Source organism: Streptomyces sp. NPDC044106, assembly GCF_056433985.1.
On the sequence record NZ_JBWKFZ010000002.1, the window covers coordinates 279,803 to 304,515 of the forward strand.

The 24,713-nt window shown below is 72.2% G+C and carries 17 protein-coding genes; 8 read left to right on the forward strand and 9 right to left on the reverse strand.

What is annotated here, in order from left to right; all coding sequences use genetic code 11:
* Positions 1–18: 18 nt before the first annotated feature.
* The 5 genes from AC07DI_RS04035 to AC07DI_RS04055 all read right to left on the reverse strand — a co-directional run bounded on the left by AC07DI_RS04035 (position 19) and on the right by AC07DI_RS04055 (position 6,673).
* Positions 19–1,125, reverse strand: coding sequence for an acyl-CoA synthetase family protein (locus AC07DI_RS04035; RefSeq protein ID WP_478902008.1), 1,107 nt, complete (start codon positions 1,123–1,125; stop codon positions 19–21).
* A 7-nt stretch (positions 1,126–1,132) separates the two neighbouring features.
* Positions 1,133–2,305, reverse strand: a complete 1,173-nt coding sequence (locus AC07DI_RS04040) for a hypothetical protein (protein ID WP_478902010.1) — start codon at positions 2,303–2,305, stop codon at positions 1,133–1,135.
* Positions 2,302–4,482: a DegT/DnrJ/EryC1/StrS family aminotransferase gene (locus AC07DI_RS04045; protein ID WP_478902012.1), complete on the reverse strand. Its 2,181-nt coding sequence runs from the start codon at positions 4,480–4,482 to the stop codon at positions 2,302–2,304. Before AC07DI_RS04045 ends, AC07DI_RS04040 begins: the two co-directional genes overlap by 4 nt.
* A gap of 7 nt (positions 4,483–4,489) precedes the next feature.
* Entirely contained in the window at positions 4,490–5,662 is a 1,173-nt protein-coding gene (locus AC07DI_RS04050) for a radical SAM protein (protein ID WP_384247722.1), read from the reverse strand.
* A 234-nt stretch (positions 5,663–5,896) separates the two neighbouring features.
* On the reverse strand, positions 5,897–6,673 hold the full coding sequence (locus AC07DI_RS04055) for a Clp protease N-terminal domain-containing protein (RefSeq protein WP_478902014.1): 777 nt from the start codon (positions 6,671–6,673) through the stop codon (positions 5,897–5,899).
* A 266-nt stretch (positions 6,674–6,939) separates the two neighbouring features.
* Between AC07DI_RS04055 and AC07DI_RS04060 the strand changes: the two genes are divergently transcribed.
* Positions 6,940–7,683, forward strand: a complete 744-nt coding sequence (locus AC07DI_RS04060) for an SDR family oxidoreductase (RefSeq protein ID WP_478902282.1) — start codon at positions 6,940–6,942, stop codon at positions 7,681–7,683.
* A gap of 710 nt (positions 7,684–8,393) precedes the next feature.
* On the opposite strand, the gene AC07DI_RS04065 is transcribed toward AC07DI_RS04060, so the two are convergent.
* Entirely contained in the window at positions 8,394–11,183 is a 2,790-nt protein-coding gene (locus AC07DI_RS04065) for an ATP-binding protein (protein ID WP_478902016.1), read from the reverse strand.
* A gap of 112 nt (positions 11,184–11,295) precedes the next feature.
* On the opposite strand from AC07DI_RS04065, the gene AC07DI_RS04070 reads away from it, so the two are divergent.
* The gene (locus AC07DI_RS04070) at positions 11,296–12,372 is read left to right on the forward strand and encodes an NAD(P)H-dependent amine dehydrogenase family protein (protein ID WP_478902018.1); all 1,077 of its coding nucleotides are present in this window, start codon (positions 11,296–11,298) and stop codon (positions 12,370–12,372) included.
* Between the two features lie 3 nt (positions 12,373–12,375).
* Positions 12,376–12,867, forward strand: coding sequence for a carboxymuconolactone decarboxylase family protein (locus AC07DI_RS04075; protein WP_478902019.1), 492 nt, complete (start codon positions 12,376–12,378; stop codon positions 12,865–12,867).
* Between the two features lie 42 nt (positions 12,868–12,909).
* Here AC07DI_RS04075 and AC07DI_RS04080 read toward each other — a convergent pair whose 3' ends face one another.
* Complete coding sequence (locus AC07DI_RS04080; protein WP_478902020.1) at positions 12,910–14,547, reverse strand: GMC oxidoreductase; 1,638 nt, start codon at positions 14,545–14,547, stop codon at positions 12,910–12,912.
* Positions 14,548–14,647: 100 nt separating this feature from the next.
* Positions 14,648–16,135 (reverse strand): amidase, encoded by a 1,488-nt coding sequence (locus tag AC07DI_RS04085; protein ID WP_478902021.1) that lies wholly within the window; start codon positions 16,133–16,135, stop codon positions 14,648–14,650.
* Positions 16,136–16,267: 132 nt separating this feature from the next.
* Here AC07DI_RS04085 and AC07DI_RS04090 point away from each other — a divergent pair, with 132 nt between their 5' ends.
* On the forward strand, positions 16,268–16,864 hold the full coding sequence (locus AC07DI_RS04090; protein ID WP_384247710.1) for a TetR/AcrR family transcriptional regulator: 597 nt from the start codon (positions 16,268–16,270) through the stop codon (positions 16,862–16,864).
* 14 nt (positions 16,865–16,878) lie between these two features.
* Here the strand turns inward: AC07DI_RS04090 and AC07DI_RS04095 are convergent, their stop codons facing one another.
* Positions 16,879–17,604 (reverse strand): TetR/AcrR family transcriptional regulator, encoded by a 726-nt coding sequence (locus AC07DI_RS04095; protein WP_478902023.1) that lies wholly within the window; start codon positions 17,602–17,604, stop codon positions 16,879–16,881.
* Positions 17,605–17,799: 195 nt separating this feature from the next.
* Between AC07DI_RS04095 and AC07DI_RS04100 the strand changes: the two genes are divergently transcribed.
* The 4 genes from AC07DI_RS04100 (at position 17,800) to AC07DI_RS04115 (ending at position 24,709) form a co-directional block, all read left to right on the forward strand.
* Entirely contained in the window at positions 17,800–20,034 is a 2,235-nt protein-coding gene (locus AC07DI_RS04100; protein WP_478902025.1) for an MMPL family transporter, read from the forward strand.
* 147 nt (positions 20,035–20,181) lie between these two features.
* Positions 20,182–22,092, forward strand: a complete 1,911-nt coding sequence (locus AC07DI_RS04105; protein WP_478902026.1) for a helix-turn-helix domain-containing protein — start codon at positions 20,182–20,184, stop codon at positions 22,090–22,092.
* An 89-nt stretch (positions 22,093–22,181) separates the two neighbouring features.
* Positions 22,182–23,828, forward strand: coding sequence for a cytochrome bc1 complex cytochrome b subunit (qcrB, locus tag AC07DI_RS04110; protein WP_384247704.1), 1,647 nt, complete (start codon positions 22,182–22,184; stop codon positions 23,826–23,828).
* A 29-nt stretch (positions 23,829–23,857) separates the two neighbouring features.
* Positions 23,858–24,709: a metallophosphoesterase family protein gene (locus AC07DI_RS04115; protein WP_384248011.1), complete on the forward strand. Its 852-nt coding sequence runs from the start codon at positions 23,858–23,860 to the stop codon at positions 24,707–24,709.
* Positions 24,710–24,713: the final 4 nt, after the last annotated feature.

Consider the following 24,713-nt stretch of genomic DNA (forward strand, 5'->3'; position numbering starts at 1 on the left):
TGTCCCTCGATCCTTCGGTCAGTAGACGCCTTCCACCGCCTCCGCGGACTCCTGGAAGGGCCGCACGGCGGCGACTCCGTCCCAGGGGAACCACGGGTGCGGCCCGGTCCTCACCGCGCTGTCCCGCTCCAGAAGGTTGGGCAGGAAGAGGTCTTCCAGGAGGGTCGTGGCCCGTACGCGGCCCCGCTGCCCGACCGCGACCTCCTGCCAGGGGTCCGCCGGGTCGACGACCCGCAACACCGCGAAGGGTGGCGGCAGATGATAGGAGTGGCCGGTCCCGCCCGGTACGGCGGGCGCGCCGGCCACGGCGTCGGCCTGCAGCGCATGGCCGACCAGGGTGTTGCCGTAGGTGTCGATCCACTGCACCCCCGGCAGGTGCTCCTCGCGCAGGAACTCCGCCTCCGCGGCGGAGCACGAGGTGCCGCCGGTGCAGACCGCCCGGATGCCGTACGTGTGCAGGGGGCGGGGCAGCCGCATCGCGAGTTCCACGAGCAGCCGCGAGGTCGTGAAGAGCAGCGCGGGCCGCTCGGCGGCGAGCAGCGCGAGCGTCTGGTCGATCAGGTGGGCGGTGTAGGCGTCGGCCGTGCCGCCCGAGCGCAGCGCGGCCTTCACCCAGCGCGGATCGAAGTCGATGGCGTGCACCGCGCCGCGCCAGCTGTCCGCGAGCCCCTCCACGAAGTGCCCGTACGCGTGCGGGCCGCTCGGCGTCATCGCGAGCACGTCGCCGCCCGCCACCCCGCGCGCCTCAAGGACCGTGCGGTAGATCTCCACGTCGTACGCGAGGCGGGTGACGTTGACGATCCGGCAGGGCGCGCCCGTGGTGCCGCCGGTCTCGAAGACCCGGAAGGGCCGGTCGTGGTAGCCGCGCGGCCGCAGGTCGCGGGCGCTCGCGGCACGCAGCTCGGCCTTGTCGAAGAGGCCGAAGCGGTCGAGGGCGGCGAAACCGTCGATGTCCCTGACCGGGTCGAAGCCGAGCTTGTCGCGCCGCGCCACCCAGAAGGGGCTGCCGGTCTCCGGGTCGAAGTGCCAGCGCATCATGCGGCGCGTCCAGGCGTCCAGGTCGACGCCCAGCTCAGGGACGCGTTCGCGCAGCACGTCGGGCAGCGTGCCGAAGGCGGTGGTCATCCGGGCCTCACTTCGCTGGGCGGTACACGAACAGGGACTCGGCGGTGATGGCGCGCACTGCTTCGCGCGATGCGCTCAGGATGGCGGCGAAGGGGAAGGGGACCTCGTGGCCGATGAGGGGGTGGGAGACGGTGTCTGTCGTGAAATGGCCTCCGAGCAGGGCGAGTTGAGGCCTTGCGTGGACGTCGGGCGTCGCGCTGTGCGTGACGGGCGGCAGGCGGGTGAGGAGCCGGTCGCCGGGGCGCAGGCGGTCGTGGACGGTGCGCGCCGCGCTCTCGGCCGCGCCCGGCTCACGGAAGGCGGTCAGCGGCCACTCGCCGTCGGGCCGGAGCGCGTCGAGTGCGGCGGCGAGGGCCAGGGCCAGGGGCTCAGCCGCGTCGGGGGCCTCGCAGACGACGGTGCGTACGTTGCTGCAGAACCGCCCCGAGTCCGCCGCGACCAGCGGCAGCAGCCAGGACGCGGCCTCGTCGACGGGCATGGCCGGCGGCACCAGGGCGCAGCCCCGGCCGGGGCCGTGCAGCGTGAGTGCGGGGGAGTCGCGGACCGAGGCGGCGAGCCCGGCGCCGCCGTACACGACCTGCCGGTCCGTGAGCCGCAACAGGCCTGGCAGGAAACGCTGTTCGGTGGGGTACAGGCCGAGGCGTTCCGGGGGCCAGCCCGCCGCGAGCAGGGCGGCGACGAACCGGGCGGCGGAGAGCGGTTCGCGCCGGCTCGGGCGCACCCACACGCCCGCCGAGCACTCGGCCTGGTCGCAGACCGACTCCAGGCAGGTGAAGGTGTTGCCCGGCAGTGCGACCAGGGCGAGGCGGCCGTCGGGCTCCGGGGCCCCGCCCCGCTCGAGCAGGCCGTCCCGCAGCATCGCGCACCACCGGTCGACCAGGGCGGGCGGCAGCCCCGCACTCTCCCACAGCGCCGAGCGGAAGTCCCCGGCGCTCTGCTCGCCGATGCCACCGACGGCGAGGGTGCCCCGGTCGAACAACTCTGTTGCGGCGTGCAGGAGTTCACGGCGTCCGGTGAGCGGAGGCAGCTGCGGGAGTGCGCTGTCCCACCAGCGCCGGTCCGCGGCGGCGACGATCTCCGGGACCAGCGAGAGTCCGCTGCCCGGCGGGCCCGGCAGGGGCACCTGGTCGAGCGACGTCCGCCACTCGCCCCTGCGGAAAGCGCGGAGCACGGCGGTCACGGCAGCTCGCTGCGGAGCGCGGCGGCCACCTGAATCTGTTCGGCCTCCGTGAGGGACGGGTACAGCGGAAGGGCGATGTGGTGCCGCGCGAACCAGCGGGCCCGCGTGAACGCGCCGTCGCCCGCGTCCTGTTGTCGTTGTGGCGTGAAGTACGGGTGGTCGCAGAGCAGATGGTCGTAGACCTCGCCGGCCAGGGCGACGCCGTGCCGCTCGCGCAGCCGCTTCTTGAGGAGTGGACGGTCCAGTGGGGCGTCGGGGGCCAGGTAGAGGACGTACTTGTAGAAGTTGCTGCCCGCGGCCTTGGGCACGTCGTGCGTCCGCACTCCCGGCACGTCGGCGAGGAGCGCGTCGTACCGCGCGGCGAGCGCACGGCGCGCCGCGAGCGTGCGGGAGAAGCGCTCGAGGTCCACCGTGCCCACCGCGGCGTGCAGTTCGCTCAGCCGCCAGTTGCCGCCGGGCCGGTCGTGCAGCGTGGAGCCCGGGGCGCTCTTGCCGTGGTCGCGCCAGCGCCGCACCTGCTCCAGGTCGTCCGCCGAGGCGGCGCAGAGCAGTCCGCCCTCACCGCTGACGGCGACCTTCGTGGGGAAGAAGGAGAAGGCGCCGAACCGGCCGAAGCTCCCGGCCGGACGCCCGTCGAGCGTGGCGCCGAAGGCGTGCGCGGCGTCCTCGACCACCGGGATGCCGCGCTCCTGGCAGAGCTTGAGCACCGCGTCGAGCGCGGGCGAGACGATGCCGCCGATGTGCACGGGCAGTACGGCGGCCGTGTCGTGATGCCGGGCGAGGGCGGCGCGCAGGGCGTCCGGGTCCATGCCCAGACCGTCGAGCTCGATGTCGACGAAGCGCACGGCCGCCCCGGCGCGTACGGCCGCCGCGGCCGTGGCGAAGAATGTGTTGACGGGTGCGAGCACCGTGCGGCCCGCCACGCCGACGATGCGCAGCGCGATCTCCAGGGCCGCCGAGCCGGAGGCGACCGCCGCGGTGTCCGCGCCGGTCCAGGGGCGGGCGAGCTCCTCGAAGCGGGCCACCTGTGGACCTTGGGTGAGGATGCCGGAGGCGAGCGCCGCGTCGACCCGGTCGAGTACGGCGCGGCGCTCGGACACCTCGAAGTGGATGCGCTGGGCGGGCACTTGACGCCCGGCGCCCGGGGCTTTGCCGTCCGGTGCGGTCCGCGGTGGGAGCGTACGTCTGAAGAAGTCCGCCGCGTGGCCGACGTGGGTGCCGTGCCCCATGGGCAGCGCGTGGATCTCCGCGTCCGCCCCGACGGCCGTGTACGCCGCAAGGACGCGGTCGGCCGCGGCGCGCGCGTCGGCCGGTTCCAGGTAGGTGTCGGCCGTGCCGTACTGGAGCTGGAGCGGGGCCGGGGCGAGGGCGGTGTACAGGTCGGGGAGGTCGGCGTACTCCAGGATGCCGGGGAGCACCGCGCCCTCGTAACCGGTCAACAGCCGTTCGTACAGGGCCGGGTAGCTGCCGATGTGGCTGGCCGCGCAGAGCGGGAGGTCCCGGCGCTCGGTGAGCAGCGCGGTGTGCAGGGCGACCGCCGCGCCGAGGCTGTGGCCGAACAGACCGACGCGGTGCGGGTCGACGAGCGGGTGCGCGGTGAGGACGTCCAGCGCGCCGAGGGCGTCCCCGGTGAGGGCGCCGAGCAGGGAGCGGCCGGTGAGGGCGAACGCGTGGGCCAGCAGCGCCCCTTCGTCCCGGCCGGCCCTGCGGTCGGCGTCCATGGCGCCGCCGATGCCGTGGTCGAAGGAGAGCGTGACGAAACCGGCCCTCGCCAGGTGCTCGGCCACATTGCGGTCGGGGTGGTCCGGGGGCACGTCTCCGGTGAGCTGGTCCAGGCGGGCGTTCTTGCCGCCGAGGACGAGGACGGCCGGTCCCGGGGCGGCGTTCGGCGGGGCGAGGAGGGTGGCGTGGAAGGGGCCGCGTACGGGGGATTCGAGCAGGAGCCGCTCGTGGTGCAGCCCGTCACGCGCGGAGGAGGTGGATTCGGCGACGGCGAGCGGGGCCCGCTCCACGCGGGCCATCCGCTCGACGACGGCACGGACCCGGCGGGACCGGGTCGCGTGCGCTTCGGTGTTGTTCGCGGTGGTGGCGCCGGTGCTGTTGTCGGTGCTGTCGGGTTCGGTGGGGCGCAGGGCCGGCTCGGCGGCGAGCAGCCTCTGGAGGTGACGTAGCTGCATGCGCGGCTCAGACGAAGTCGCCGTGCAACGTGCTCGGCACTTCCAGCGAGTAGGCGTCCAGGGCCTCGTCGAGCTTGATCTGACCGCGCTTGAGGAGCTCCAGGAGCTCGTTCTGCGGCCGGTAGAAGCACGACTTGCACAGGTCGGTCCTGCGCGGGTTGGACGCCTCCCATTCGGCGCGCGGCCCGCCTTCCAGGACCTGTGCGTACCCCTGCTCGACGACATTGCCGATCAGGTAGCGGCTGTTGAGGTGGACCTGCGGGCAGGGGTAGAGATTTCCGTCGGCGCCGACGGCCGTGACGAAGCGGCTGTAGTGGCAGCGCTCGAAATCGCCCTCGACCTCCTCGACCTGGTCCATGGGGCCCCGGTCGAGTTTGGGCACCGACACTTCGAAGGCGTCCGTGGAGAGCTCGGCGGCGCGCTGGAGGGAGTCGGAGATCTCCGGCATCACGGATTCGATGGTCTCGTGTCCGAGTGCGCTGTAGAACTCGGGCTCGAAGCGTACGTAATGCGCCCCGGACTCATGGGCGATATGGGCCGCCTCCATGATTTCCCGGTAGTTCTGCAGGGTGATGACGTAGTTGAAGCCGATGCGGAAGTCCGGGTCGACGGCCTTCTCGCGGAGCTTGCCGACCGAGCCGATGAACTTCGAGAACGTCTGTTCGCGGTCCCGCGTGATGTCGTCGAAGGTGGCTTCCGTGCCCGCGTTCAGGCCGATGCGGACCCAGGTGTGGGTCGCGGCGACGCATTCGGCGACCTTCGGACGGCCGAGCCGGGAGCCGTTGGTGATCAGGCCGATGCGCAGTCCGGCCGCGTGCCCGGCCCGGCAGATCTCCGTGTACCCGGGATGGATGGTGCACTCGCCGCTGCCGCAGAAGGTCACGGCGCGCCCGTCGTTGGCGGCGAACTCGCGCAGCAGGGTGACGGCCTTGTCGGTGGCGATGGAGTCCTTGAACGAGAACAGGTCGTAGAACTGTTCCTCGTTGGGGGAGTGGAAGTTGCAGAAATTGCACCGCATATTGCAGGCGCCCATGATGCCGATGCGCATATGGACCGGCTTGATCTCCTCGTCCGCCACGAATCGCCGCAGCAATTCTCCGTGGGCGAGTACTTTCTGCGGTGAGTGTGCCTGATCGAGGCTGACGATGGGCAGGCCCTCGCGATTTTGCGGGAATGCCATTCCAATATCGCCGGCAGCAGGTGTGCTGTTCACGAACCCCCCACGCATGATCGATGTGCGGTGACGTTCTTCGAGCGGTAATGGCGACATTAGGGAGCGCCGGAAGGGGTGTCAATGGGTCTAGACAACTGGGTAGTTTATGGCGGAATCAAGCACCCCGGTCTGTTCGGGGAGCCCCTCGGCGTGGTAGTCGCGGACGGCCCGTGCCCCGGCCGGGGCACGGGCCGCCAAGCGTTACGCGCTCTTCGGGTGCAGCCTGTCGAGCGCCTCGGTGACCCAGGCCGTGATGGACTCCTTCTGGAGGCCGAGGCCGGTGAACGGACCCGCGCCGTCCTCGAACTCGACCAGGGCCAGCAGGAGATGCTCGGTGCCGATGTAGTTGTGGCCGAGGCGCAGCGCCTCGCGGAACGTCAGCTCAAGCACCTTGCGCGCCCCCGCGTCGTACGGGATGAGCTCTGGGGCCTCGGCGGCCGTCGCGGGCAGCGCGTCGAGGGCGGCCCGGCGGACGTCGTCCAGGGAGGCGCCCGAGGCGACGATCGCCTTGGCGGCCAGCGCCTCCGGCTCGCTGAGGAGGCCCAGGATCAGATGTTCCGCGCGGACCTCGTCGTGCTGGGTGGCCTTGGCCTCGTTGTGCGCGGCCATCACGACGTTCCTCGCCCGGGGGGTGAAGCGGCTGAAGCCCTGGTTCGGGTCGAGGTCGGAGCTCTCGCCCGGCTTCTTGGGTACGAACCGCTTCTGGGCCGCCTGCCGCGTGACGCCCATGCTCCTGCCGATGTCGGTCCAGGAGGCGCCGGAACGCCGCGCCTGGTCCACGAAGTGGCCGATGAGGTGGTCGGCCACGTCGCCCAGGTGGTCGGCGGCGATGACCGCGTCGGAGAGTTGGTCGAGTGCGTCGGTGTGCGCCGTCTTGATGGCGTCGATGAGATCGTCGAGGCGGATCGGGGACTGAGGGGTGGTGGGGGACGGGCCTGCTGTACCGGACGTACCGGATGTGCCGTCGGAAGGTGTCATGTGACAACCGTAGGTTGACAGTTGGGCACCGTCAACCTTCGGTTGACACCTGCCGTGAACTGTCGGCAGGGGGGGAGAGCGGCAAGGCCGCCACGAGAGGTGCCGGGGCACAGGGCCCGCTCACACCTCCGCACCCCGCACTGTGGTGCCCGCGGCCAAGGGAGGAACGGCCGTCGCTCACTAGCCTTTCGGCCATGACGAGCGAACATCCCGGCCCCGCCGGGCACCCGCGCACCGGCAACGGCACCGATGGAGGCCCCGACCACGTGGACCTCGCCGGACGCACCGCCCTGGTGACCGGCGGCGGCAGCGGCATCGGGCGGGCCTGCGCCGAGGCGTTCGCCGCCGCTGGTGCCCTCGTCCACGTCGTCGACATCGACGGGGCGTCGGCCAAGGCGGTGGCCGACGCCGTCGACGGTGTCCCGCACGCCGTGGACCTCACCGACGCGGGAGCGGTCCAGGCACTGCCCACCGCCGTGGACATCCTGGTCAACAGCGCGGGCGCCCAGCACATCGCGCCCATCGAGGAGTTCGACCCGGCCCGCTTCGAACTCCTCCAACGCCTGATGGTCACCGCGCCGTTCCTGCTGCTGCGGCACTGCCTGCCGCACATGTACGGCAGGGGCTGGGGCCGGGCCGTGCACATCTCCAGCGTGCACGGACTGCGGGCCAGCCGCTTCAAGTCCGCGTACGTCGCCGCCAAGCACGGCCTGGAGGGGCTCAGCAAGGTCGCCGCGCTCGAAGGCGCCGCGCACGGTGTGACCAGCAACTGCGTCAACCCCGGTTACGTACGTACGCCACTGGTCGAGGGGCAGATCGCCGACCAGGCCGCCGTGCACGGCATCGCCCCGCACGACGTCGTCACGGACGTCCTGCTCGACCGCTCCGCGATCAAACGCCTCATCGAGCCCGCCGAGGTCGCCGCCGTGGCACGCTGGCTCTGCGGACCGCACACCGGCTACATCACCGGCGCCTCACTGCCCGTGGACGGCGGCTGGGGCGCCGGCTGACCCGCCGCGGACTGCCCGAGGAAAACCCTGGGTCGGGCCGCCCCGGGGCGCGGCCGGGCCCGGGGGCCACCGGTTCACCGACACTGCGTTCGAGGTCGTACGCCCCACCTGCCCCGCCCGCCCCGCCGAGCCCGACAGACCGCCGTGGCCCCCGTAACCGGACCCCAGGGTTTTCACTGTCGCCCCCGTCCGCGTACGGGGCCATGGTGTACCCACGGTCGCGAAGACGCGGCGGACCCGAAACACCGGAACAGGGGAGCAACACCGGTGGCCGGACGTACTACGGGGGTGTACGGCCGGACGGACGGCCCGTCAGCATCGGGGGAGCGACCGTCGCGAGGGCGGGGGGCGGGGGTGCCCGTAGGCACCCCCGCTCGGGTACGGGACGTATCCGGGACCGGGCGCACGCCATCGCTGCCCGTACGGCTGTGGGGGCCGCACGCGGCGCGAAGTGGGCCCGGAGCCCGCGCGACCCGGCCCCGACGGTCCGGTCAAGGCCGGACTGCCCCGCCCGACCTTCAGAGCCTGTCTTTGAACCCCCGCCTGCGCCCCGGCGCCCGGCACGCACGCTCGGCGCACGGAGTTCCAGGACAGGTGGCTCCGCCACATGTCCTGGAACTCCGCACTCCGATCGCACGCACCGAACACCGCTGCGCCCGCGCTTCGCGCGGACGACGAGGGTTCAAAGACAGGCTCTCAGGGACGGGCCCTCAGACCCCCGACGCCTCGGAGACCTCGGAAGCCTGCGCGAGCAGGCGGACCAGCTGCGCCCTGCGGTGCACCCCGTCGAGCTTGCGGTAGATGTTGCTCAGGTGGAACTCGACGGTCTTCACGCTGAGGAACAGCCGCTCCGCCACCTCGTGGTTGGTCAGACCACGGCCCACCACCAGCGCGACCTGCAGTTCCTGCGGCGTCAGCCGCTGCAACGGGGCCCGCTCGGGCCGCACTTCGGTGCCGCCCGCCGCGTGCAGCTCCGCCGCCACCCGCGCCGCCCACCCCGCCGCGCCGAGCCGCTCGAACGTGGCGAGCGCCCGCTCCAGCAGCCGCCGGGCCTCACTGCGCCGTCCCTGCCTGCGCAGCTGCTCGCCCCACGCGAACTCGGTCCGGCCCCGTTCGAAGGGCACGGGCCGCTCGGAGAGCAGCGTGAGGGAGCGCCTCATGTGCCGCGACGCCGCCTCCGGATCGCCCGGTTCCAGCAGCCCGCGGCACCGGGCCGCCGCCCCCGCCGTGACGGGACGGTGACCGCGGGCCGCCTCGTACTCCAGGACGTCGAGGACCTCGCGCGCCTCCGCGGTTCTGTGCAGATGGACGTACGCGTCCGCCAGGTCGGCCGCCCATGTCAGATACAGGCCGTCGCCCCGCCCGTGCCGCTGCGAGAAGGCCCGCACCTCCTCCAGGTGGTGCACGGCCTCCTCGAAGCGGCCGAGGCCGAGCTCCAGGAGGCCGAGCCCGCCGAGCGCCCGCGCCGCGTCGAGTTGCAGCTCGGTGGAGGCGGCCCACTCCATGGCCTGCGCCGCGTGCCGTCGGCAGTCCTCCTCGCGGTTGACGGCGGCCTCGGTCCTGACCAGGGCGGCGAGCCCGCGAGACACCTCGATCAGCTGCCCGGACGCCTCGGCGAGCCGCACCGCCTCGTCGGCGTGGGCCAGCGACGCCGTCCAGCGGCCCCGCCAGAACTCGACCACCGACAGCGTGCCGAGCAGGTGCGAGAGCAGCCCCACCGCGCTGGAACCGCGCGCCGTGTACGCGGCGCGGTCCAACAGGTCGTGCGCCTCGTCGAGTTCCTCCGCCGCGAGGTGGCACAGGCCGCCCACCCCGGCGACCGGGTAGGGGAAGGTGGGGTCGGGCGCGGCGAGCGGGCCCGCCAGTTCGCGCAGGAGCGCCCGGCCGGCCTCGGCGTCCCCGCCGAGCAGCAGCACCAGTGTGCGCAGCAGCCGCACGGGCGCAGGCGGCTCGTGCGCGGAGTCGGCGAGCTCCATCGCGGTGGCCGAGGTGCGCCGGGCCGCGGTGAGGTCGCCGACCGCAAGTTCGGTGAGCGCGATGCCGCCGAGCATGATCGCGGCGAGCGCCGGGTCGACCTTCTCGGCTTCGTCGACGGCCGACCTGAGCAGGTCGCGCGAGCGCGTCGGCCGGCCGCGCTGCACGTCCAGGTAGCAGCGGAGCTGGCGGATGTCGAGCTGGGTGCCGAGCTGTTCGGCGTGTTCCAGGGCGCGGTCCAGGATCGCGGCCGCCTCGTCCAGGGATCCCGCGGCCTGTGAGGCGCGGGCCGCGCACAGCAGCCGCTCCGCCTTGCGCTGCCCCTCAGGCGTGAAGCGCGCCGCCCGTTCGTAGAGCCGGGAGGCCAGGGGGTACGCGAGGGTGTCGGGGGCCCCGGCGGCGGCGTTTTCCAGGAGGGACGCCACATGCTCGTCCGGTTCGGCGCCCGAGGCGGCCAGATGCCAGGCGTACTGTTCGAGCGCGGGCGCGGTGGCGCCCTGCAGGGAGCGGGCGATGGCGTGGTGGGCCCGCCGCCTGCGCACGGCCGTCGCGCTGTGGTAGACCGCCGAACGCACCAGCGGATGCCGGAAGGCGTACCCGTCCCGCTCCTCGACGACCAGGCCCGCGGCCTCGGCGGTCTCCAGCGACTCGTAGCTGAGCCCGTGCGCCCGCAGCGCCGCCTCGGTGCCCGCCAGCGGCCGGGTCCCGAGGACCGCGAGCAGCAGCATCGCGTCCTGCGCCTCCGAGGGCAGCCTGGCCACGGCGCTGCCGAACGTGTGGGCCAGCATCTCGCCGATGGGCAGCGGCGCCCCGGAGTCCACGTCGTCACCGGCGCCGCTCCCGGCGAGCAGCGCGGGCAGTTCGATCAGCGCCAGGGGATTGCCGCGCGCCTCCGTGAGCAGCCGGGCGGCCTCCCGCTCGGTGAGCTGTGCGGTGCCCTTCTCGGCGATCAGCCGGTGCGCGGACTCGGGGTCGAGGCCGGTGAGGGTGAACGTCTCGATGGAGGCGAGCCGGGACGCGGCCTCCTCCTGCTCGTCGCGGGCGGTGAACAGGACGACGACGCCCTCGCGGCCGAGCCTGCGGGTGGCGAAGGCGAGCGCGTCCAGCGAGTACGGGTCGAGCCACTGCGCGTCGTCGACGGTGACCAGGACCGGGCTCTCCTCGGCGAGCGCGCCGAGCAGGCTGAGCGTGCCCGCGGCCACCGCGAAGCGGTCCTGGGCGACGGCGGGTCCGAGCGCCAGCGCGCCGGTGAGCGCCGCCGCCTGCCGTTCGGGTATGCGGTCGAGGAAGTGCAGGACGGGCCGCAGCAGGTCGGCGAGGCCCACATAGGGCAGGTCGGACTCGACCTCGACGCCGCGCGTGGAGAGCCGCAGCAGGTCGTCGGCCTGCCCGGCGACATGACTGACCAGGCTGGTCTTGCCGATCCCGGCCTCACCGCGGATGAGCAGGGCGCCGCTCTCGCCCCCGCGTGCCTTGTCGATGAGAGCGAGAAGACGCGCGCATTCCGCGGAACGCCCCAGGAGCATACGTAAAGCGTACCGGCGGTACGCGACTTCGGAGAGGCACGGAAGCGGACGGATCTCTTCTTCTCGGGCCGTGCCTCTGTCAACCGTCGCCGCCCCTCGCTACCCTCCGCGCATGATTCCCACGGTGGTCTGGGGCACCGGCAACGTCGGCCGTGCGGCCGTGCGCGCCGTGGTGGCCCATCCCGGTCTCACGCTCGCTGCCGTGCTCGTGCACCACCCCGCCAAGGTCGGTGTCGACGCCGGTGAACTGGCGCGAATGGGGCGGGGGTTGGGGGTGCCCGCGACCGATGACGTGGCGGCGGTCCTCGCCGCCGGACCGCGCGCCGTGGTCTACGCGGCCTCCGGCGACCTGCGCCCCGACGAGGCGCTCGCCGACGTCGTGCGGGCGGTGCGGGCCGGGGCCGTGGTCGTCACGCCCGCGCTGTACCCGCTCTACGAACGGCGGGGCGCGCCGCCGGAGTTCAGGGACCCGGTGCTCGCGGCCGTCGCGGCGGGTGGCGGGTCGCTGTTCGTCTCCGGTGTGGACCCCGGCTGGGCCAACGACGTCCTGCCGCTCCTTGTCAGCGGCCTCGGCTCCACCGTCGACGCGGTCCGCTGCCAGGAGATCTTCGACTACTCGACGTACGACCAGGAGGATTCCGTACGGCACCTGATCGGCATGGGGCACCCGATGGAGTACGAGCCGCCCATGCTGGCGCCCTCGGTGCCGACCATGGTGTGGGGCGGACAGATACGACTGCTGGCGCGGGCGCTGGACGTCGGACTCGATGGCTTACGCGAGACGTTGGAGCGCCATCCGCTCGACGCCTCGGTACGCACCCGCACGATGGGCGAGTTCGCGGCGGGCACCCAGGGCGCGGTCCGCTTCGAGGTGCAGGGCGTCGTCGGGGGCGAACCCCGCATCGTCATCGAGCACATCACCCGCATCCACCCCTCCTGCGCGCCCCACTGGCCCTCGCCCCCCGACGGCGGCGACGGCGCCCACCGCGTGATCGTCGAGGGCCGCCCGCGCATCGAGGTCACGGTCGAGGCCACCGACGAGGACGAGAACCGCTCCGCGGGCGGCAACGCCACCGCGGTGGGCCGCCTGGTGAACGCCGTCGACTGGCTGGTGGACGCCGAGCCCGGCCTCTATGACGCGCTCGACGTCCCGCTGCGCCCGGCAGCGGGACGACTGGGAAGGAAGTGACGCATGAGTGGTCCCTTGCGCATCGACATACCCGAGGGCCAGGACGCCATCCCGTACGTGTGGGGCGACATGGTGCCCGAGATCGGGGCGGCCGCGTCGAACTTCTCGCTCGCGGTGTACGCCCACACCACCCTGGGGCTGCGGGAGTTCGAGGCGGCCCGGCTGCGGATCGCCCAGATCAACGGCTGCGCGTTCTGCCTGGACTGGCGCACCGAGCGGGACGGGGACAAGGTCGAGAGCGAGTTCGCCGAGGCGGTGGCCCAGTGGCGTACCACCGACGCCTTCGACGACCGCACCCGGCTGGCCGCGGAGTACGCGGAGCGGTACGCCCTGGACCACCACCATCTAGAGGACGCGTTCTGGGCGCGGATGACCGCGCACTACAGCCAGGCGGAGATCGTGGAGTTGAGCATGAGTATCGGGTCGTGGCTCGCCTTCGGCCGGCTCAACCACGTACTCGGGCTCGACACGGTGTGCGTGCTGCCCCGGCCCTGAGGGCCAGTCCTTGAACCCCCGCCCTCGCCCCCGGCGGCGGACTCACAGATCCGTGGCGATGATCTTCTCGATGTTGCGTTCGGCGAGCGCCGTGATGGTGACGAACGGGTTGACGCTGGTGTTGCCCGGGATCAGGGCGCCGTCGATGACATAGAGCCCCGGATAGCCCTGCAGGCGACCGTAGTTGTCGGTGGCCCTGCCGAGCACCGCGCCGCCGAGCGGGTGGTACGTGAGGTGGTCGCCCCAGATCTTGTAGGTGCCGAAGAGGTCGGTGCGGTAGATCGTCCCCTCCTTCGCGTTGATCTTGTCGAAGATCGTCTTGGCGGCGTCGATCGAGGCCTGCTTCCACGCGGTCTGCCAGTTCAGGTCGACCCGGTTCGCGGCCGCGTTCCAGCTGAACGCGGCGCGGTGCGGGGTCCTGGTGATCGACAGGTAGAACGAGGCGTACGTCTCGATGCCGGTGGGCAGCGGCGCCACCTCGGCGAAGACGCCGCCCGCGGCCCAGTTGTCGATGCCGGCCGTCGGGATGGACGACTGGAGCTTGCCGGTGGCGTCCCACAGGTGGTTGGCGCGGCCGCACATGACGTTGCCGTTGTCGCCCCAGCCCTGGCCGATCTCGCCGTTCAGGCGGGGCAGCGCGCCGGTGGCCTTCAGCTTGACCAGGAGCTTGCTGGTGCCGACGCTGCCTGCGGCGAAGAAGACCCGATCGGCGGTCACCGACTTGGTGGCGGTGGTCTCGCCGCCGGTGCCGAGCTGCAGAATCGTGACGGTATAGCCGCCGCCGGTCGCGGGAGTGACCGAGGTGACGCGGTGCAGTGGCGAGATGGTGACCCGTCCGGTCGCCCTGACGCGGGCGAGGTAGGTCTGCTGGAGGGACTTCTTGCCGTGGTTGTTGCCGTAGAGGATCTCACCCGCGAGCGCCGACCTGGGGACGGTGCCCGCCTGCTCCCGCTTCATGTACTCCCAGTCGTAGACGTCGGGCACGAAGGTGAAGCCGAAGCCCGAGCGCTGCGCGTGCTTGCGGCCGATCCGGGCGTACTGGTAGCACTCGGCCGTCTCGAACCAGGCGGGGTCGATGGTGTTCACGCCCAGGCCCGCGTTGGCCCGCGGGTAGTAGGTGCCGTACATCTCGGCGGCGTCGACCGTGGGGAGGATCGCGCCGAAGTTCTCGCGCTTCGGGGTGACCGCCATGCCGCCGTTGACCAGGGAACCGCCGCCGACGCCGCGGCCCTGGTAGACGATGATGCCGCCGAACTCCTCGGCGTCGAGGATTCCGGTGTGGCGCGGCACGTCCTTGTCGAGCGGGAAGCCCAGGAAGTTGCTGATGGGCTGCTTGGTCCGGGTGCGCAGCCAGTACGAACGGACGTCCGGGGCCGTGGTGTTGGCGAAGATCTTGCCGTCGGCGCCCGGGGTGTCCCAGGCCATGCCCATCTCGATCATGTGCACGTCGACACCGGCCTCGGCGAGCCGCAGGGCGGCGACGGACCCGCCGTATCCGCTCCCGATCACCAGGGCCGGCACGTCGGCGCCGTCGGTGATCGGTGCGGCCGTGGCCCTCGCCCGCGCCGGGGAGGCCTGACCGGCCAGCGCGACCGCCCCCAGAATGGAACTCGTTCCCGCGATGAATCTTCGACGTGACACACCATCAGAAGTGGTGCCACGCGCGGCAGATGCACTCATGTGATCTTCCTCACGTTTGGCTGAACGGAAACGAGTTCTACTGCTGCGGGTGTGTGAAGTCACGGCATACCTATGAGTAATTTCCAGCCGCGCGAGGCCCTCAGCGGTCCGGGTGGTCGTCCGGGCGGTTGTCCGGGTGGTTGTCCAGGTGGTGGCCCGCCCAGACCGCCGGGGTACGGACCGACCACGGGCTCGCCTCCTCCAGCTGTCCCGCGAGGCGGAAGAGCAGGCCTTCGCGCCCGTACCCGGCGGCGAACTGCATGCCGATCGGAAGCCCCGTGCCCGCGTCGGCCATCAGGGGCACGGACATGGCGGGCGTGCCCGAGACATTGAACGCCACGGTGAACGGCGACAGATCGAGCAGGCGGCGGAGCCAGCCAAGACCGTCGAGCTCGGTCGCTCCCTCGGCGTGGGTGCCCAGGGGTACGGGAAGCTCCGGCACGGTCGGGGTGAGCAGCACGTCGTACGTGTCGAAGTGCCGCGCCAGGCTCCGGGAGACCCGGTTGCGGACCGCGAGGGCGTCGACGAACTCGGCGCCGCTCACCCGCCGCCCGTAGTGGTAGCTGGCAAGGACCGGCGGTTCGAGGGTGGTCGAGTCGACGGGCCGGTCGAAGGCGGCCGCCAGTGCGTCGACCGACGCCGTGAGGTTCGCCGTCCACTGGCGGGCGCTGGCAAGCACGAACTCCTCCCAGTCGACCCCGAGACCGGCCTCGGCCTCCACCACGTGGTGGCCGAGGGATTCGAGCAGACCCGCGGTGCGGGAGAGCGCGTCGGCCACGGGCGCGGTGGTGCGGTGGCCGCCCCATGCCTGCCCGAGGACGCCGACCCGCAGGGCGCCCGGCGCGCGGGTGACCTCCTGCGCGTACGGCCGGGGCGGCTCCGGGGCGAAGTAGGGATCGCCCGGCTCCGGGCCGCGTATCAGGTCGAGCAGCACCGCGCTGTCCCGCACCGTGCGGCTGACGCTGCCGTGCACGGCGAGGCCGTTGAAGATCTCGTCGAAATCGGGGCCCGCGGAGACCCGGCCCCGGGTGGGCTTCAGGCCGAAGAGGCCGTTGTAGGAGGCGGGGACGCGGATCGAGCCCGCGGCGTCGGTGGCGTGGGCGATCGGCACCACCCCGGCGGCGACGGCCGCGCCCGCGCCCCCGCTGGAGCCGCCCGCGCTGCGCCGCAGGTCCCAGGGGTTGCGGGTCGGGCCGTACAGCACGGGTTCCGTCGTGTTGCTGTAGGCCATCTCCGGCGTCGAGGTGCGGCCGAACGTCACGAGGCCGGCGCGGCGCAACCGCCGCATCAGGAAGGAGTCGGTGGCGCAGACGTGGCCCGCCGCGAGCCGGCTGCCCAGCTCCATGCGCCGCCCCGCCATGGCCACCGCGATGTCCTTGATCAGGAAAGGGACCCCGGCCAGCGGCGAACTGCCGGGGCGGGGCTCGTCGTCGGCCGGCCAGGTCTCCACGACGGCGTTGATCCGCGGATCGACCGCCCGCGCGGCCTCCCGTGCGACCGCCTCCAGTTCGGCGGGGGTCACCTCACCCTTGGCGACCAGCTCGGCGAGCCCGACCGCGTCGTGGCTCACGTACTCGGTGATGCGCACTGTCACTCACTCCCGGCAGAGAAGAAGATACCTTGCGGTGTCGCACGATACCGCGCGGTATCGCGTGGCACGGGCTGGTACCGTAGCAGCGGGTCGCAGGACCGGCAACGAACGCCAACGCACGGAGTGGTCATGGCATCGACCGTCAGCAGGCCGAGCAGAGTGGCGCAGCTGCCGCCGCGTGAGCGCATCCTCGACGCGGCCGAGGAGCTCTTCGAGAGCGAGGGGATCCGGCGGGTCGGCGTCCAGGCGATCGCCGAGCGGGCGAAGACCACCAAGATGGCGATCTACCGGCACTTCGAGACCAAGGACGCGCTGGTCGCGGAGTGGCTGCGGATCGTCGCCGCCGACTATCGGGCGGCCTTCGACCGGGTCGAGGCCGAGTACCCCGACCGGCCCCGGGAGCAGATCCTGGGCCTCGCCCGCTTCATCGCCGAGGGGCTGCCCGCGGTCTCGCACCGGGGCTGCCCGTTCATCAACTCCATCGCCGAGCTGCCCGACCGCGCCCACCCCGCACGGCAGGTGATCGAGGACCACAAGGCCCACCAGACCCGCAGGCTGGTGGGCATGTGTGCCGCCGCCGGGCTGACCGATCCGGAGCAGGTCGCGGCCGAGATCACCTTCGTACTCGAAGGCGCCCAGGTCAGTACGCAGAACGGCAGCATCGACCGGACGGGCGAGCGGCTGATGCGGATCGTCGAGGGGATCGTGGACCGGTCCCGCCCGTAGTCAACTCGCGCCGGTCACTTGCCAGGTGGGGCAGCGGCCGGAATGCGGCGGTGGATGTCGCTGACCATGTTCCTCATCGACATGCGGAAGATCTCCGCCTGGTGGCCGTCGAGGAACGACGTGTGCCCGAACACCTCAAGGACCACCAGGCCGTGCATGTGCCCCCACGCGCTCAGGAGCAGAGCGGTCGCGGGCGGCGGCAGCGTGCCCATGCCGGTCGGCGGCAGCTGGGACAGCTGCGCCCGGAGTGACGGTGAGAGCTCGGGGGCGTCGGCCGCGGCGAGTTGGGCCGCGGTGAACCCGTGGAACATCTCGCGCTCGAAGATCAGGCTCATCCGGCGCGTCGCCTGCGTGGTCGGGCCCTCGGCGGGCGCTTCGTAGCCGCGCAGCGGTGTGCCGTAGAGGAGTTGGAAGCGCTCCGGGTGGGCGATGCCCCAGCGGCGGTAGCCCTCGGCCGCGACGACCGGGCGCGGCAGGTCAGGATCGGGCGCGGCCTGGTCGACGGCGGCCTGCACGGCGTCGGCCACGTCGCTGTACGCGTGCGTGACCAGCGCCGTGACGAGGGCGTCCCGGTTCGGGAAGTAGTGGTAGAGCGCCTGCACGGTCATGCCGAGGTCGCGGGCGACGGCGCGCAACGACAGGGCGGCGGGGCCGTGTTCGGCGATGTGGCGCTCGGCGGCGTCCACGATCTCCAGGGTGGCGGCGGCGCGGCGCCGCTCACGCAGCGTGGGCCGGGTCATGGCGAGAACCTCCGAGGACGCGGGGCGTGATCCGAGGGTGCGGGGCGTGTCCCGAGCGTGCAGGGTGTGAAGAAAATCTAACACTGCCAAATCTTCTTCAGCCTCACTAGCGTCGCTCGCGGCGACAAAGAGTGCGCCCCCACCCGCTCCGGCCGCTTCGCGCCGTTTTCGTGTGGACATCAAAGGAGATCGCGCGTGTTTGAACGCATAGCCGAACTGGCGATCCGCCGGTCGCGGCCGGTACTCGTCGTGGCCGCCGTGGTGGTGGCCCTCATGGGCGCCCTGGGCGCCGGTGCGTTCGGGAAGTTGCAGGACGGCGGTTTCGACGACCCGGCGTCGCAGTCCTCCCGCGCCAGGGAGGTCATCGACGAGGAGTTCGGCGGCGAGAACAACCTGGTGCTGTTGGTCCGCGCCCCCGACGGCCGCATCGACACCCCGGCCGCCGAGCGGACCGGCCGGGCCCTGGTGGCCAACCTCAAGGACGAGCGGAACCTCGAGAACGTCGTCTCGTTCTGGGACACGGAAAACCCCGACCTCCGCTCCGAGGACGGCCGCGAGGCCGTGGTCCTCGCCCGGGTGAAGGGCGACGGCGCGCAGCGCAACGACAACGCCAGGAGCGTCATCGACGAATACGCCGGCGCGTACGAGAACGCGCTGACGGTCAAGGCCGGCGGCGCCACCGGCGTGAGCTACGAGATGGGCCCGCAGACCGGTGAGGACCTGGTCCTCGCCGAGACCATCGCCATACCCCTGATCCTCCTGCTGCTCCTGGTCGTCTTCGGCAGCGTCGTCGCCGCGCTGCTGCCGCTGGCCATCGCGCTCATCGCCATCGCCGGTGTGCTCGCGCAGCTCTTCCTGGTCGGCAGCGTCACCGACGTATCGATCTTCGCGATCAACCTGACCACCGCCCTCGGCCTCGGACTCGGCGTCGACTACGGCCTGCTGATGATCAGCCGCTTCCGCGAGCAGCTGGCGGCGGGGGCGCGCGTGGACGACGCCGTCCGGACGATGATGAGCACCGCGGGCCGTACGGTCGCGTTCTCCGCCGCGACGGTGGCGGCCGCGCTCATGGTGTTCCCGCAGTACTTCCTGCGCTCGTTCGGCTACTCCGGAGTCGGCGTCGTCGTCATCGCGGCGCTCGGCACCCTCTTCGTGATGCCGGCCCTGCTCAACATCCTGGGGCACCGCGTCAACAGCGGGCGGATGCCGTGGGCGAAGCCGGAGCGCGCCGGATCGGGGTCGTCCGCCTGGGGCCGCCTCGCCCGCACCGTCATGCGGCGGCCCGTACTCACCGCCGTGCCCGTGCTCGCGGTCCTGCTCCTCGCGGCGAGCCCGCTCCTCGGCATCACCTTCGGCACGGCCGACGAACGCGTGCTGCCCGAGGGCGCCGAAAGCCGCCAGGTCTCGACGGCGCTGCGGGAGAACTTCAACGGCAACGACGCGGCGGCGCTCCACGTCGTCATCGACGGGCGCGTGGCCAAGGCGCCGCTGGCGAAGTACGCGGCGGCGCTCTCCGAACTCGAAGGCGTGGCCCGCGTCGAGGCAGGTACGGGGGTCTATGCCGAAGGACGGGCCAAGGCGGCGGGACCCGCGGGCACGGCACTCGGCCGCCCCACCGCGCAGCAGCTCAACGTGGTGAGCACCCTGACGCCCAAGTCGGACGAGGCCAAGGACCTGGTCGACAAGGTCAGGGCGGCCGAACCGCCCGCCGGCACGCATCCGCTGGTGGGCGGCGCCGACGCCGAACTGGTCGACTCGGGCGACTCCATCGGCGGCCGGCTTCCGCTCGCCGTCGGCCTGATCGCCGTCACCACCTTCCTGCTGCTCTTCCTGTTCACCGGCAGCGTCGTGCAGCCGCTGCGCGCACTGGTCCTCAACATGATCAGCCTGGGCGCGACCCTCGGCGTCATGACCTGGATCTTCCAGGACGGCCACCTCTCCTCCCTGCTCGGCTTCACCGCGCAGCCGATGGAGACCTCGATGACCGTCCTGATGTTCTGCGTCGCCTTCGGCCTCTCGATGGACTACGAGGTGTTCGTCACCAGCCGCATCAAGGAACTCCACGAGCGGGGCGAGGACAACGAGTCCGCCGTGGCGAACGGCCTCGGGCACACCGGACGCATCGTCAGCGCGGCGGCCGTCCTGCTCGCGGTGAGCTTCTTCGCCTTCGGCACGGCCGAGATCAGCTTCCTGCAACTCTTCGGCCTGGGCAGCGGCCTCGCCATCCTCATCGACGCCCTCGCCGTACGCGGCATCCTGCTGCCCGCCGCGATGCGCCTGCTCGGCCGTTCCGCCTGGTACGCGCCCGGGTTCCTGCGGACGTTCCACGCACGGTTCGGCCTCAGCGAAAAGACCCCCGAGCCCGCGCCGGCCACCACCCCCGCCCCCACGGCCGAGCCGCCGTACGCCAACAGCTCGACGGACGCCTGACCCCGCCGAGCCCCCGGTCGCGGTGCCCGCCTCCCTCCCCCGGAGGCGGGCACCGCCATGCGCAGGGGCAACGCGCCCCGGGCGGTGATACGGCGGATCCCGCGCAGGCCATCGACCGCGCCCACCCCGCCGGGAGACCATCGCCCCATGCTTCCCTCCACCACGGGCGCGGACCCCGCCGAACCCCGGGCGGCCCTGCGCACGCTGCTCGACCTGCTCGCCCGGGGCGCGCCCGCCGAGGAGTTCGCCCACCCCGCGGCACGGGCCCGCGAGGCCGGCGCCACTACCGACGACCTGGCCGCCCTCGACGAGGCCACCGACGTGGCGCTGCGCGTCCACCGCACCCTGGGCACGCACCGCCGCCGCGAGGCCGAACTCACCGCGCTGTTCGACACCGCGAGCGACCTGGCCGCGCTGCGCGACCCGGACGCCGTGCTCCGCGCCATCGTGCGCCGCGCCAAACTGCTCCTGGGCACCGACGTCACGTACCTCTCCCTGAACGACGAGGCGGCGGGCGACACCTACATGCGGGTGACCGACGGCAGCGTGGCCGCCGCCTTCCAGCAACTGCGGCTCGGCATGGGCGAGGGCCTCGGCGGCCTCGTCGCCCAGACCGCCCGCCCCTACGTCAGTGGCGACTACCAGCAGGACCCCCGATTCCACCACACCGACGCCATAGACAGCGCCGTCCGGCAGGAAGGGCTGCGGGCCATCCTCGGCGTACCGCTGCGCCTGGGCCCACGCGTCATCGGCGTGCTCTACGCGGCCGACCGCGCGGCCCGCACGTTCACCACCGAGGAGATCGTGCTGCTCTCCTCACTCGCCGACCACGCCGCCATCGCCATCGACGGTGCCCGCCTGCTCGAGGAGACCCGCGCCGCGCTCGTCGAGCTCAACGCCGCCAACGAGACCATCCGCGCGCACAGCAGCGCCATGCGCCGCGCGGAGCAGGCCCACGACCAGCTCACCGATCTCGTCCTGCGCGGCGGCGGCGCCGACGAGGTGGCCGACGGCATCGCCGCGCTGCTCGACGGCGGGGTCCTCATCCACGACGCGGACGGCGTCGAACTGGCCCGCACCACCGGCGGCACCGGGCCGCTGCCGCCGCCCGCGCCCGCCGTCGCCGCCTCGCGCACCAGTGGCCGCGCCGTCCTGCAGGACGGCACCTGGGTCTGCGCGGTCCTCGCGGGCCCCGAGATCCTCGGCAGCATCGCCCTCACCGGGCGCCCCGAACTCGCCGACGCCGACCGGCGGTTGTTCGAGCGGGCCGGCGTCGTCACCGCGCTGCTCCTGCTGCTGCGCAGGTCGGTGGCCGAGACCGAGGACCGGGTGCGCGGCGAACTTCTCGGTGACCTGCTCGCCACCACCGGCGACCCGGCGGGCCTGACGGGCCGCGCCCGCCGCCTGGGCGTCCGGCTCGACCGGCCGCACGCGGTGTTCGTCGCCCACGGCGAGAGCGCGCCACGGCCCCGGCTGCTCGCCGCCGCCCACCGCACCGCCCGTGTCCACAGCGGCCTGGCCGGCCTGCACCACGACAACGTGGTGATCGTGACCCCCGCCACCGCCCCGGACGCCGACGCGCGGGCGCTCGCCACCGCGCTCGGGCAGGCCGTGGGCGGCCCGGTCACCGTGGGCGCGGCGGGCCCGGCCACCGGACCCGCCGGGCTGCCCGGCGCGCACGCCGAGGCCCTGCGCTGCCTCTCCGCCCTGCGCGCCCTCGGTCACACCGGGCACGGCGCGACCCTCGCGGACCTCGGCTTCGTCGGCCTGCTCATCGGCGAACAGGCCGATCTGGGCGGCTACATCAGGGCCACGCTCGGCCCGGTCCTGGAGTACGACGCCGATCGCGGCACGGAGCTGGTGCGCACCCTGGAGGCGTACTTCGGCCAGGACCGCAGCCTCACCAGGGCCAAGACCGCGCTGCACGTGCACGTGAACACGGTGGTGCAGCGACTGGAACGGGTGGCGCGGCTGCTCGGCGACGACTGGAACACCCCGGCCCGCACCCTGGAGATCCAACTCGCCCTGCGGCTGCACCGGTTGACGCCGCGAGCGTGAGCTTCACGCCAGTGGCAAGTTGTCACATCCGCGGCTGTTGGATCCGTCACCCATGCGACCTACCCTGGAACCGCCTGAAAGGGAGTCGCATGAGCGGACGCATCGAGCGCACCCGAACGAATGCACGACCTGTACAGCACGGCAAAGGGGAGCGGATCGCCGACTGGGCGGACGGGCGGCTCGGCATCAACACCCTGGCCAGGACCCAGATGCGCAAGATCTTCCCCGACCACTGGTCGTTCATGTTCGGGGAGATCTGCCTCTACAGCTTCATCATCCTGATCCTGACCGGCACCTACCTCACCCTGTTCTTCGACCCGAGCATGTCCGAGGTGGCCTACGACGGGACGTACGTACCGCTCAAGGGCGTCCTGGTCTCCCGGGCGTACGAATCCACCGTGGACATCAGCATGGAGGTCCGCGGCGGACTGCTCATCCGGCAGATCCACCACTGGGCCGCGCTCGTCTTCGTCGCCGGGATGCTCGTGCACATGATGCGGGTGTTCTTCACCGGCGCGTTCCGCAAGCCGCGCGAGCTCAACTGGCTCTTCGGCTGGACCCTGTTGTTCCTTGGCATCCTCACCGGCCTGACCGGCTACTCCCTCCCCGACGACATGCTGTCCGGCACCGGCATCCGCTTCGCGCAGGGCGCCATCCTCGCCACCCCCGTCATCGGGACGTACCTCTCCTTCTTCCTGTTCGGCGGGGAGTTCCCGGGCCAGGACATCATCCCGCGGCTCTACCCGATCCATGTGCTGCTGCTCCCGGGCATCATGCTGGGGCTCGTCACCGCCCACCTGATCCTGGTCTTCTACCACAAGCACACCCAGTTCTCCGGGCCCGGCAAGACCGAGAAGAACGTCGTCGGGGCGCCGCTCCTGCCCGTCTACATCGCCAAGGCGGGCGGCTTCTTCTTCCTCGTCTTCGGCGTGCTCGCGATCATGGGCGCGGTCGCCTCCATCAACCCGGTCTTCGCGATCGGTCCCTACCGGCCCGACGTGGTCTCCACCGGCGCCCAGCCCGACTGGTACCTGGGCTTCTCCGAGGGGCTGATCCGGGTGATGCCCAGCTGGGAGATCAACGCCTGGGGGCACACGCTCGAACTCGGCGTCTTCATCCCCTTCACCCTCTTCCCGCTGATCCTCCTCGCGATCGGCGTCTATCCGTTCATCGAGTCCTGGGTCAAGGGCGACAAGAGGGAACACCACATCGCGGACCGGCCGCGCAACGCACCCGTGCGCACCGGTCTCGGTGTCGCCTGGCTCGCGCTCTTCGGCGTGCTGATGGTCGGCGGCGGCAACGACCTGTGGGCCACCCATTTCCACCTCTCCATCAACGCGATCACCTGGTTCGTGCGGGCCGGCTTCTTCCTCGGGCCCGTCGTCGCCTTCTTCGTCACGCACCGGATCTGCCTCGGCCTGCAGCGCAGGGACCAGGAGAAGGTGCTGCACGGGCGGGAGACCGGCACCGTCAAACGGCTTCCGCACGGCGAGTACGTCGAGGTCCACGAACCGCTGCCGCAGTCCGAGCTCTACCGCCTCACCGCCCACGAACAGCCGCGGCCCTACGAGGTCGGGCCCCTGGTCGACGCCAACGGCGTGAGGCGCAAGGTCCCTCGCTCCGACCGGCTCCGCGCCCGCCTCGCCCGCGCCATGTACGGCCCCAAGGCGCAGGTCCCCAAGGCGACTGCGGAGGAGTATCTGGCGATCCAGCGAGGTGAGGGCGACCACCACTGACGGTGCGGCTCGGTTAGCCTCGCACCGTGATGGCATCCGAGAAGACTCCGAAGCTGCTGGCGATCAGCGACCTCCACGTGGCCTACGCGGAGAACAGGAAGTACGTCGAGACCATCAGGCCCGGCACGGACGAGGACTGGCTGATAGTCGCCGGGGACGTCGCCGAGCGCATGGCCGACATCGAGTGGGCGCTGCGCACGCTCGCCGGGCGCTTCGCCAAGGTGGTGTGGTCGCCGGGCAACCACGAGCTGTGGACGCCGAAGGACGATCCGGTCCAGCTGCGCGGCGAGGCGCGCTACCGCCACCTGGTCGAACTCTGCCGCGAGTCGGGCATCGCCACGCCCGAGGACCCCTACCCGGTGTGGCGCGGCGCGGGCGGCCCCGTCGTGGTCGCCCCGCTGTTCGTGCTCTACGACTACTCCTTCCGCCCCGCGGGGACGCACACGAAGGAGCAGGCGCTGGAGGTCGCCCATGAGGCGGGCGTCGTCTGCACCGACGAGTACTTCCTGCACCCCGACCCGTACGCGACCCGCGACGACTGGTCCCGCGCCCGCGTCAAGCAGACCGAGGAGCGGCTCGCCGAGCGGCCCGCGGGCATGCCGACCGTCCTGATCAACCACTGGCCGCTGCTGCGCGAACCCACCCGGGTCCTGCGCTACCCCGAATTCGCGCTCTGGTGCGGCACCGAGCGGACCGCCGACTGGCACGTGAAGTACGAAGCGGCGGCCGTCGTCTACGGCCACCTGCACATCCCGCGCACCACCGTGCACGACGGGGTGCCGCACATCGAGGCGTCCGTCGGCTATCCCCGCGAGTGGCGCAGGGACTTCCACCCCGACCCGCATCTGCGCCAGATCCTGCCCGTGCCCGAACCGGAGTGAGAAG

Excerpts from the sequence above, each read along its gene's own strand:
- AC07DI_RS04035 (WP_478902008.1), bottom strand. The coding sequence starts at position 1,125 with ATGACCACCGCCTTCGGCACGCTGCCCGACGTGCTGCGCGAACGCGTC.
- AC07DI_RS04045 (WP_478902012.1), bottom strand. The coding sequence starts at position 4,482 with ATGCAGCTACGTCACCTCCAGAGGCTGCTCGCCGCCGAGCCGGCCCTG.
- AC07DI_RS04050 (WP_384247722.1), bottom strand. The coding sequence starts at position 5,662 with ATGGCATTCCCGCAAAATCGCGAGGGCCTGCCCATCGTCAGCCTCGAT.
- AC07DI_RS04055 (WP_478902014.1), bottom strand. The coding sequence starts at position 6,673 with ATGACACCTTCCGACGGCACATCCGGTACGTCCGGTACAGCAGGCCCG.
- AC07DI_RS04065 (WP_478902016.1), bottom strand. The coding sequence starts at position 11,183 with ATGCTCCTGGGGCGTTCCGCGGAATGCGCGCGTCTTCTCGCTCTCATC.
- AC07DI_RS04070 (WP_478902018.1), top strand. The coding sequence starts at position 11,296 with ATGATTCCCACGGTGGTCTGGGGCACCGGCAACGTCGGCCGTGCGGCC.
- AC07DI_RS04075 (WP_478902019.1), top strand. The coding sequence starts at position 12,376 with ATGAGTGGTCCCTTGCGCATCGACATACCCGAGGGCCAGGACGCCATC.
- AC07DI_RS04080 (WP_478902020.1), bottom strand. The coding sequence starts at position 14,547 with ATGAGTGCATCTGCCGCGCGTGGCACCACTTCTGATGGTGTGTCACGT.
- AC07DI_RS04090 (WP_384247710.1), top strand. The coding sequence starts at position 16,268 with ATGGCATCGACCGTCAGCAGGCCGAGCAGAGTGGCGCAGCTGCCGCCG.
- AC07DI_RS04095 (WP_478902023.1), bottom strand. The coding sequence starts at position 17,604 with ATGACCCGGCCCACGCTGCGTGAGCGGCGCCGCGCCGCCGCCACCCTG.
- AC07DI_RS04105 (WP_478902026.1), top strand. The coding sequence starts at position 20,182 with ATGCTTCCCTCCACCACGGGCGCGGACCCCGCCGAACCCCGGGCGGCC.
- qcrB (WP_384247704.1), top strand. The coding sequence starts at position 22,182 with ATGAGCGGACGCATCGAGCGCACCCGAACGAATGCACGACCTGTACAG.
- AC07DI_RS04115 (WP_384248011.1), top strand. The coding sequence starts at position 23,858 with ATGGCATCCGAGAAGACTCCGAAGCTGCTGGCGATCAGCGACCTCCAC.